This is a genomic window from Serratia sp. H1w (assembly GCF_000633355.1).
GTDB lineage: Bacteria > Pseudomonadota > Gammaproteobacteria > Enterobacterales > Enterobacteriaceae > Chania.
Genome location: NZ_AYMQ01000100.1, coordinates 21,384 through 30,983, shown reverse-complemented (window position 1 = coordinate 30,983; position 9,600 = coordinate 21,384). Strand labels below are relative to the sequence as shown.

The 9,600-nt window shown below is 54.1% G+C and carries 6 protein-coding genes and 1 riboswitch; of the genes, 2 read left to right on the top strand and 4 right to left on the bottom strand.

Annotated elements, in window-relative coordinates; all coding sequences use genetic code 11:
* Positions 1–92 precede the first annotated feature (92 nt).
* Together U869_RS0122145 and U869_RS0122140 are read left to right on the top strand one after the other, a co-directional pair.
* A complete protein-coding gene (locus U869_RS0122145) occupies positions 93–611 on the top strand; it encodes a hypothetical protein (protein WP_051588681.1) in 519 nt (172 codons plus the stop codon).
* Between the two features lie 228 nt (positions 612–839).
* On the top strand, positions 840–2,684 hold the full coding sequence (locus U869_RS0122140) for a hypothetical protein (RefSeq protein WP_025122049.1): 1,845 nt from the start codon (positions 840–842) through the stop codon (positions 2,682–2,684).
* Positions 2,685–2,693: 9 nt separating this feature from the next.
* Here the strand turns inward: U869_RS0122140 and U869_RS0122135 are convergent, their stop codons facing one another.
* The 4 genes from U869_RS0122135 to U869_RS0122120 form a co-directional block, all read right to left on the bottom strand.
* Positions 2,694–3,710 (bottom strand): sodium:calcium antiporter, encoded by a 1,017-nt coding sequence (locus tag U869_RS0122135; protein ID WP_025122050.1) that lies wholly within the window; start codon positions 3,708–3,710, stop codon positions 2,694–2,696.
* 162 nt (positions 3,711–3,872) lie between these two features.
* A riboswitch (yybP-ykoY riboswitch) is annotated at positions 3,873–3,969 on the bottom strand.
* Between the two features lie 82 nt (positions 3,970–4,051).
* The gene (locus U869_RS0122130; protein WP_025122051.1) at positions 4,052–6,100 is read right to left on the bottom strand and encodes an SWIM zinc finger family protein; all 2,049 of its coding nucleotides are present in this window, start codon (positions 6,098–6,100) and stop codon (positions 4,052–4,054) included.
* Complete coding sequence (locus U869_RS0122125; RefSeq protein WP_029987922.1) at positions 6,097–7,221, bottom strand: VWA domain-containing protein; 1,125 nt, start codon at positions 7,219–7,221, stop codon at positions 6,097–6,099. The genes U869_RS0122130 and U869_RS0122125 overlap by 4 nt, the downstream gene beginning before the upstream one ends.
* On the bottom strand, positions 7,221–9,599 hold the full coding sequence (locus U869_RS0122120) for a DUF5682 family protein (RefSeq protein ID WP_029987925.1): 2,379 nt from the start codon (positions 9,597–9,599) through the stop codon (positions 7,221–7,223). The genes U869_RS0122125 and U869_RS0122120 overlap by 1 nt, the downstream gene beginning before the upstream one ends.
* Position 9,600 lies beyond the last annotated feature (1 nt).

The following is a 9,600-nucleotide window of genomic DNA, read 5'->3' as shown; positions in this document are numbered from 1 at the left end:
GTATTAGTTGACCACTACAGGTATCCATCTGGAAAGAAAAAGATACGAATGACACCTTTTATCTTATTGCCCCACAACTTCAGCTAGTGAAGGTGAAAAAAGAAGGTGATGGATACTCTAAAGCTATTGTGTGGAGTTTCTCCAAAGACAATGACGATGAGAGCAATGCTGATGATGAGTTAACCAAAAGTGATGTGTATATATACCCGGCATTATATCCGCTGAATAAAACAAAATTGGCCATTGCGTTAGTATCAAAATGGTCAACATCGTACTCAGGAGGTGGGCGAGAGGAGGAATATGCTAACTTCATGATGATTAATGATGATGGTTCATATCAATTGGCATTTAAAAACATTCCTTTTTCATCACAAGAAATGATAAGAGCTTGCTTTTCGGCAGAAGATTATGCCAGGAAATCACATTGCCATGATGAAAGCTGGAGTATTCTCAACCTGAAAATCACCGATGAGGCGAAGGAGTTTTATTCGTGGAAATTTATAACCAAGTCATATAGTTGGCCTGCCTTCACAGACAAAAAATCAACTAAAGTGGACGTTCGCGAGGTGGTTGCATATCCATTCCAATCACTGCCACAATCTAAAAAGTAGACACTATCTTTTTTGGTAAGTATCCAACAGGATATGCCTGTTGCCGAGGATCGCCTTGCCCAGCATAATCGGTCAAAATCCACAAGCCACAGGTCCTTCGCCGAAGAGAGCCAAATTTCCCTGGGTAGATGATGGGGCCAGAAAACCAGCGTTCAACAGGGGGGTATTCACTTCATCGTCGATCGGATAGTATTCCCTTATTGAAGGGATAATAAAAACTCATTTGCCATGGATATCGCCGAATTAAGCACTGCCCGCAGCAACACCGTAAACAAGATCCTCACTAACCCCGAGTTTGGCGCGCTGCTGATTGAACACGGTTGGGCCGCCTTCCCCGAGCGTTTTTTAAAAGCCGTGGCCAACGCCAAAGATACCCCCAGTCAGCTCCTGCTTGATATGTTGCCGGCGCTGTCGCTGGATTTAAAAATTCAGGTGGCACAGCAAAGCAAGCAGCCGTTTATTGTGCCCTGCATGATCTGGCCGGAGTTGGTCAGACGCTGGCAACCGTGGGAGTATGGCAGCGAAACGCAGGCGTGGGAGGCTTTAAACACCCACTATCCTGAGTGGATCGAGGGGTTGATCAGCTGGCCAATGGCTTCAAGAGCCGACCATGAACGGGCTGAGGACAAAATTTACTCGGAGTATTATCTGGATCCGGTGGGGCCCATCATTGATAAATTGGCCGCCAATCCGCTATGGCCAGCGTTCTGGGCCACCATTGCTATTCATCATCCCGATGAAGCCGTACGTGAGAATCTGATCTTCCGCTTGGTCAACCCGCCACGAACTCTGTTGCAGGCCCTGGTAAACGATCCTTCTCACCTGGTCAGATACAAACTCATCGCTTGCTACTATGAGGATGAGGCGTTGATGACGGATTTACTGGACGATAGCAACGTTTGGGTACGCAGCCACCTGGCGGAGCGCGTCGCATCCGGTACCATTCTGGCTCATTTAACCCAATCGATGGATCTGTTTATCCTGAGCAGCCTTGCGCACAACCAGCCGCTGTTCCAAACTCCACCGCCTGGCGAGACTGCCCTGCTGATATGGCAAAAGCTGGCGCAGCATTTCTATGTATTTACCGAATACAGTTTTGCCGGTATGGCTGCATTGGCACAGGGCAAGGCCATTGATTGGCCAATTTTTTCTCGTTGGGTTGCGCAACTTGCGGAAAATTGTCCGCAGTTGCGTGATAAGACACCGCCGTTCCGCACCTTTGGTTATCCGGCTACTGAAACCAACTTGCACGACATAGCCAACAGTCTGTTCCAATTTAACCGTTCGCTGGCCATCAGCCCCTTGACCCCGGTGGCGATACTCCGTTTATTCAGCCAATGTCCGTTTGAGATGTTGCGCCAAGAGGTCGCCCAGAACCAGGCGCTGCCAGATCCATTGATTGAAATACTGCTCAGCGATCCCTCACCGGAGGTTGCCAGACTCACGCTTGAGCATCAGACCGCCTATGTGCAACGGCATCCCGATTTATTCGCTGAACGCATCAATGCGGCGGGCAACGTCGAACGTCGTGTCATGGCGGGAAATCAGCATTGTTCATCAGCGCTACTAGAACTGTTGGCCAATGATGAGGATGAGATGGTGCGGGCCGCCGTTGCCAGCAACCCGCAAGCCAGCGCCGAAATGTTAACCGCGTTGGCGCAAGATAGCAGTGCAGAAGTCTTGTCTAGCCTGGCGAGTAACCCACATACCCCGGAAGATATCAGAGAGCAGTTGTTTAACAGCGAGCATTGGATCGTGTTGTATTCGCTGGTGCGCTTTTACACTTATCGCCCCACTGAGCTCCTTAATCAACTGGCGCAGCATAGTTCGTTGGAACTTCGGGAAATACTGCCAGGGCAACCCTACGCGGCGGCTAGCCTGCTCGCCATCATGGCGCACGATAAGTCGGTCAAGATACGCCGCCTGGTGGCCAAACACCCTAATACGCCGGATGAGAGTCTGGTTTGGCTGCTGACCGGCAATGATGAAAAAGTGGTGAAATTCGCCAGCCAGCAACTGAAGAAACGCCAATATAGGCCCTCACCCCGCCCCTCTCCCAAAGGGAAAGGGTGAGGAGCCCCCCTAGCGGCTAAATAATATCGAGGCGGTGATATAAGTGAAATAGAACGCGCCATTGATAAATAGCATCCACACTTTCAGATTTTTATTTCTGGCGTTGATCCACAGCCAAAATGCCGCTGTCAGCGTAATAAACACCCCGATTAACACTTCGTGCCGGGGTTGCCATGGCGTCAGGAGTATACCGAGTGCGGGTAATATGGTGCCTTGGAATACCATCGCACCGGTAATATTCCCTAATGCCAGCGTGTCCTTTCCTTTACGTATCCAGAGTATGCTGTTCACTTTTTCCGGCAGCTCGGTAGCAATAGGAATGATAATCAATGAGACCAGTAATACGGAAACGCCAAGCTTGGCCGAAACATCCGCCACGCCATTGATAAAGCCTAATGCCCCCGCCACTAATACGGCTAAGCCGATCAACGTTTGCAGGATGATGGTAAATAGCGTGGTCGGCAATCCCACGCGGGATAAAAACATCACATTATCGGCCGCCGTCCCATTGCCTTCGGCCACCAGTTTTTTAGAGGCGTGTAAGGTTTTGACAATATAGGTGACGTAAAGTGAGACCAGCAGGATGCTGACGCCCATCCTTGCCACTTTCATCTCGACAGGAATGAACAAGGCGATCGCGGCCAACACAAAGGCCAGCAGGAAGAAGCGCGTATCACGCATAAACCCCGTCGGCTCTGGGGTGATAGCCCCATTAATTCCCCGCTGCCGCAGCACGGCCAGTGCCATCAAAAAGACCGACAGCGTCGATAGCATCAGCGGCGCGCCCAATATTGCCCCAACGCCAATCTCTTCGTTAACGCTAGCCGCCGACGTGCCGGCAACCAGCGCCAAAATGGGTACCATGGTTTCAGGTAAGGCGGTACCAATGGCGGCAAATAGCGAGCCGGTCACCCCTTCTGATATCTTCAACCTTTCGCCAAGATGTTCGAGGGCATTGGTGAAAATTTCGGAGGCAATCAGGATGATGATTAAGGATACGCCGAGCTGAAAAAATGAAAATGTCATTTTTTAGCCCTCATAGCGCAAGGGGATTTGGCGATTTCAACGGTGAAATCATTAAAAGAAACAAGAGTAAAAACGGTCATAATGGAAATACCGACTGGGCGTATCAAACCATGGTGTAATATTTCTCGCCCAATCAAAAAGAAATATTACCCCTATGGTCTCGCCAATCTGATCGACGGATGTGCCACAGCAAATTGCTGAGTATGTTGACACATCCTCCTTCATGATGAAGGAAGGCTACTCCCCAAATGAGTGCGGGGAGCTTAAGCTAATTATTACAACCGTGTCAAATGAATAAATCATATGATAATGTAATTGATTTCTATTAATATTTACTCCCGTTAATTGTTCCGCTGATCCTTCACCAAGCGCAGCGTTTGATAAATCATCATCAAGCGGTGAACCAATTCGGTGTGGTCGTTGGCACGAATACGGTCGGGTAACTCGTTGAGCCACTCGGCCAGCTGTGCCAGGCCATAGCCATGCAGCGCTTCGGCCAGGATTGCTACCCGATCAACCCCACGAGCCCCTTGGTGCCGGATCCCCTGCTGTAACCATTGGGCCAACAGCGTTTCCATTTCTGCCAACGTTTGTTGCATGCCTGTACGCTGTTGTAGATCGGCCTGGCGCTCCATCGGGAAAGGTTCTACCTCATCGGCGCACAGCGAGTATATCTGGGCGTCATTGGCTACGGCCAACGGCTCAATAAACAGCGTGCCTGACTCGATCTTCACCCTACCTGAAATTAACCGCGGCGGCGTTGCTGGCGTGAGCATTGCCTTGGCCAATGCCTCGATGGCCTGAGGGGCGGCAATATCGTAATTTAGTGACACCGTCACGTAATTATCAGCCTCGTCACTTGCCTCTCCGCTTACAATGTCGATCTGTAAGCACTGCAAGGCCGGGTCCCAGCGCCAATCCAGCACCTCGCTGACCGGTAAAATATGCAGCTGTTCGATCGGCTGCCTGGGGCGTACAAAATCGGGTAGCGCCTGCTGGAGATAGCGTTTCAGCGCTGCGGCATCGGGCTGCCTGAGCGGTTCCCCCAACAGCTCCCACGCACGGGATGAAAGCGGCAACACGCTGGTATATTGTTTACCGCTGGCAATGTCTAACGCCCCGTTTGCCCGGCGTTTGGCGGCATTGGTGATCACCTGGCTGGCGGCCAGTTTTTTTACCGGATGGCCAGCAATCCGCCGGCTGCCGATCGGCGTTGGTATACCTTGCGGGTCCCTGTGCTTCGGCCACTGGCGTTCGATCACCATCAGCGCTTGGGAATCAGGATCGGTGAAAATTAACTTCACCCCTTCCTGCTGTTCATCGGCCCAGTAACGCGCCCCGAGTGAAACCAGTTTCAGATGTTCCAACTGGATCTCGCCTTTGACGCCCAGCCCGACAATTTCTGCCGCAGGAAGGCGTGGTAAAGTCTGCTGTTGTGCTTGGAGATCCATGTGCCTGGCCGCCGCTAAACGAGCGGAAAGCCCGCTGATCCGCTGTAGAAAATCAACCGGATGATAGCGGCTGGAACGATGATGTTGATCGGCTATCCCTTGTTGAATATCGTCCAGGCTTTCGCTCACCCAGCGCCACTGCAACTGCTGCGCATGGCGAGACACTTCAGCCATCAGTGGTTTGATGGCCGTTTCTGGCTGGCTGCTGCCGTCCGACCACAGTTTGAGCAGCAGTTTATCCAACGCCGTTTGTAACAACACGGCCTCCGGCTGTTCGAATAAGGCGTTAGGTCCGGTCTGTGTGCCATCGGGCACGTTGATTTGCAGCGTTAGCTGCTGGAAATCCGGTTGGCTGAGTTCGGCCTGCTCAAAACCCCAGACCGCCATCACGATATGTTCGCAGATCGTCTCCTGAATGCAGTCACAGCGTGCATGGGCCAGGCTGCTACGGGAGAAAAACCGCACGTCACACATTGGTAAACGAGCAGACGGAGTGGCTTGCGCCCCGCTGCCTTTACTCAATTGCACCACGATGCTGCCCTGAACCAGTTTTTTAGCCCGGGTAATCACTGATAGCGGTACCTCGCTGAGCTGTTGGCTAAATCTGGCCGGTGACCAGCCCGCTGAAACTGCTGGCGGCTGAGTATCATCATCCCCGGCGGCATGTAACGCCTGATAGGCCAACACCAGCGTCACCCGATGGCGGCACATGCTACTGGCTGGGCAACTACAGGTCGCATCCCGCAGGGTTTTTCCCATGGGAAAAGAAACCTGATTACCATCGCCGAACGTGGCATCAACACGGCCATCATCGTGCTCGGTCAGTTCCGGTAGCTTGCCTTCGGCAACCTCTTTTTGCGCGCGCTTGACGAAGCCCGCATTGCTCAACGCCATCAAGGCTTCCGGCGTGAGCTCAAGTAAATCGGAACGTATCGTCATCCTTGTACCTTTTCTGCCAGCCAGGCCGCTAATTCGCCGGGCGTCATAGCCCCTATCTGAGCGCCAACTGCGACCAGCCGGTTAGCCATGTCACGGTCATATTGTGGGTTGGCCTGATGATCTAACGCCGCCAACCCCAGCACTTTCGCCCCGGCCTGAATGCAGGTGTGCACCCGCCGTACCAGCTCGCTTTCGCTGCCGCCCTCAAAGAAATCGCTCAGCAGCACCACAATCGTCCGTTGCGGATTGGTGATGCAGGATTGTGCGTACCCAACCGCCTTGGCAATATCGGTTCCTCCCCCTAGCTGAACCTTCATCAAAAGTTCGACCGGATCGCTGACGTCTGCGGTTAAATCCACCACGGCGGTATCAAAAGCGACCAGCCGGGTTTGCATACCCGGTAAATTCCACAGGCAGGCCGCCATCACGGCGGCATGGATCACCGAATCCACCATTGAACCGCTTTGGTCTACCAACAGGATGATGTCCCAACGTTCGCTATGGCGTTTAACGCGGCTCATAAACGCCGGGGTTTCGATAAACAATTTGCCGTGCTGTGGGCTCCATCGGTGCAGGTTTGCGGCAACGGTGCGCTTGAAATCAAAATTACGCGCGACCTTTACCTGTGAGGGGCGACGCCGATCCCGGCTGCCGGAAAATGACTGACGCACGTCACGGGCCAGCCGCTCCATGATCCGCCGCACCACTTCCGCCACTAACCGGCGTGCGGCAGCCAGCACCTGCGGGTTCATCAAGTGTTTGGTATGTAACACCGCTTTTAGCAACGCTTCCGAGGGTTCAATACGCTCCAGCACGTCAAGATTGGTGACCACATCGTCAATGCCGTAGCGTTCAACCGCATCCACCTCCAGCCTTTCGATCACTTCTTTCGGAAACAGTTGATGAATTTCATTAATCCACTCTGGCGTGGTCAGGCTGGACTTGCCCAGGCCGGCTCCACGCTCTCCGCGGGCCAAACGTTCCGGATCACGGCCATACAGCCATTCCAATGCGCTATCGACTGAACGGTAGTGATCGTCCAATTCGCCCAATGAGGCTTCCGCGGCCTCACCTAACAGCAAGCGCCAGCGCTGTAACTCGGGTGATAGTGGTTTCGCCATTATGTCAGCCCCCATTGGCCAAGGATGTCCAGCGCCCATTTTTCTGCCTGTTGCATAGCAGCAATCTCCTGCGGCGCTGCGGGGGTAATTTCGCCATTTAACGACGAAACCGGTAAATGGCCTGCCTGATGCAGTTCCAGGATCTGGCGGGCAAACTCACCGCGCTCTCTAGGCGGTAACCAGGCAAATGCTCCACGCATCGCGGGGATTGCCAGCAAAAAGTCTTCGTCGTCCAGCGCAGTGATCAGTTGGTTCAGACCGTCGACAAAGGTGAGATCCTGGGTTAACTGGTGGCGTGCCAATGCGATCAGCCCGCTGAGCGCATCGCCCATTTTATTGGCTGCCAGGGTGGACAGTAACGCTAACGGCTGGGCGATCGGCGATACGCTGTCATTCAGGCTGAGCAATGCACCGAATGCCGCACCACGGCTAAGCGGATCGGCATCGTTCACCGAGGCCTTTCTTTGCCAAACGGTGAGTGCCCGATCGGCTTCCAAGGCGGGAAAGATCGTATTACGGTCAACATCAGGCAACGCGAGCAGATCCTGCGTTACCAAGCGGATTGCCTGGAATGCTGCAATGTGCCGATGGCTATCGGCGGGGTTCACGCTACCGTAGCTTTCACAGAGCCAGAGCGCACGGTCGAAGGTTATCTGGATCACCGACAACAGGATGGCTGCCCCCTGCATACCTACGCTCTCACCGTGACGATAGAGCGTATGGGCCGTTACCAACGCGAAGCCCAGGTCCTCAAAGCTCCCTTCCTGGCTGACCGCTGTGGTGAGCTGTTCCAGTACGCGGTTGCTGAAATCAGCCAGCCCAGCCAGCGCCGCTTGATGAAGTAATTTAACCAGCGCCACCACCAGGCCTTGGCTACCGTGCAGCTCCAGTAAGGCTTCTTCCAGTTTAGCCAGTGCCGCATCGGCCAACGTAGCGCCGTAGGAGGCCGCTTCAATCAACGCGGCAGCCTGCTCAAGCGGAGCGCGCAGTTGCCACTGTTCGCTCATTTCGCCCGACATGGCCTGCCCGGCACTTTTCAGGCAATGGATGCCTGGGATCGCCAACAGCGCTAGTTGATGCAAAGCCCTGCTACGCTGACGATCTTCGGGTTTTAACAGGTCGAGTTTAAGCTCTGAGGGCATGGTTATCGCCAGCCGCTCTAGTTCTTGTTGCAACGAAGTCAACAGCGGTGGGCGCGGCGTATTGGCGGCCAGTTGACCGTGAGACTCCCCGGCTAATACCGCCATCATCTGCACCAGGATAGGATCGGTTCCCGGCCGCAGCGGACCGCGATAGGTCCACGGTAAAGGCACATCCATCGCCTCCTTGACCAAGGAACCCGCCATGGCATCCAACCAATCGTTGCGTAACGGTATCTGGTGACCACGCAGCCGAGCAAGGGCCTGAACCCGTAGATAAACCGCGCCCATATCGGCGGTAGATGCCGGCAGATTTAGCCGGCGTAGCCGTTCAAGAATACGTTGAAAAGCGTACAGTCCGGCCTGCTCCAAGCCAAATTCCCACACCCACTGCTGAAACTCCGGAGACGGCATGCCTGAAGCATAGCCGGTAAAAGCATCCAGCCGCTTATAGCTGTACGGCACCAGATAAGAGCCAGTGGTGTAGGAGATGTCGCCGGATTGATCGGCAAAACATTGGTTTAAAGTGGGCAGTTCAGGCTCATGCCCTTCGCTGGGGAGGCTTTGCCACAATTTCATCAAGGCTGGTGCATGGTAGCCGCCACAGACCACTAAAACGGCACCGTCCTGTTGATCCATGGCCCAGCGGATCCAGCGGGCCATCATGGTTTCACGATCCTGATTGCCCTGCGAGCCAGCAACGTCTCCGCGCAGCCGTTGGAAATAGTGGCTTAGGCGTTGATCCAGTTCCTGCACATCGCACTGGTCCTCAAATAACCGGTCCCAAAGCGCATCGCGTCCCTGGATGCCAAGCTCCAGGCCTAGTGCCTGTTCAAAATCCTCTGCCCGCTGTTGCTGTTCCGCATCGGCCAGATCGGCGTAACGATTGGCAATAGCGGCAAACGCAGAATGCCAGGCCGGCAGGTCCATAAAACGTATTTCTGCCTTACTCGCACGGGCCTGAAGCAGCGCCTGCCACTCCGGTGAGTGCTCGGCAAACGGTGACCAGGATCCTCGGCGCACGCCCTGCCCACGCTGTTGCGGCACCCCATAGCTGTAGATAGCCAAGGGTAGCCGATGGGGCAAGAACAGCTCATCGAGCCGGGAGTTGAAGTCCATCGGTCCTTCAATCAGCACGTAACGTGGATTCAGTTGGTGAATTTTCGCCGCCACCAGGCGGGCACAGGCCGGGCTATGGTGGCGGATACCGACAATTTCCGGCATGGATGTTGTTTTCATT